Annotated in this window: 1 protein-coding gene and 1 pseudogene; both read right to left on the minus strand. The window is 61.7% G+C overall.

The genetic code is table 11. The features are described 5' to 3' along the window. Window positions 1-447, minus strand: a 447-nt coding sequence (locus EOA86_RS37695; protein ID WP_128345891.1) for an alpha/beta fold hydrolase, incomplete at its 3' end; no start/stop codon positions are given. Further along, window positions 444-548: pseudogene (locus tag EOA86_RS41065) on the minus strand (GFA family protein); the annotation flags it as partial. The pseudogene EOA86_RS41065 and the gene EOA86_RS37695, both read right to left, overlap by 4 nt.

The following is a 548-nucleotide window of genomic DNA, read 5'->3' on the forward strand; positions in this document are numbered from 1 at the left end:
CCATTCGAGTTCCGCACGCGTCAGCGTATAGATGCCGCGCACGACCAGCTCGCTCACATGTTCGGGGTGTGTCTCGGCATAGGCCAGCGCCAGTGTCGATCCCCACGAGCCGCCGAACACCAGCCATTTGTCGAAGCCGCACATGTCGCGCAGGCGCTCGATGTCGGCGACCAGATGCCAGGTGGTGTTGGCCTCGAGCGAGGCGTTGGGCGTCGACTTTCCGCAGCCGCGCTGATCGAACAGTATGACATCGTAAAGCTTCGGATCGAACAGTCGCCGGTGCTTTGGCGAGATGGTACCGCCCGGTCCGCCATGCAGGAACACAGCCGGCTTGGCACCCCTGGTGCCGGACCGCTCCCAATAGACCTGATGGCCGTCGCCGACATTGAGCATGCCTGACTCGAAAGCCTCGATCTCTGGGTAGAGGGTGCGGAGTTCACTGCTCATAATTTCAGGCCCTGCTGCGGCCAGTTGGCCGTCTCGTGATCCGGATGCTGGAAGGAGATGATCTGCTCCTGGCGGGTGTAGTAATCAGGATCGTCATGGAC

Source organism: Mesorhizobium sp. M5C.F.Ca.IN.020.32.2.1 (assembly GCF_004023105.1).
GTDB lineage: Bacteria > Pseudomonadota > Alphaproteobacteria > Rhizobiales > Rhizobiaceae > Mesorhizobium > Mesorhizobium wenxiniae.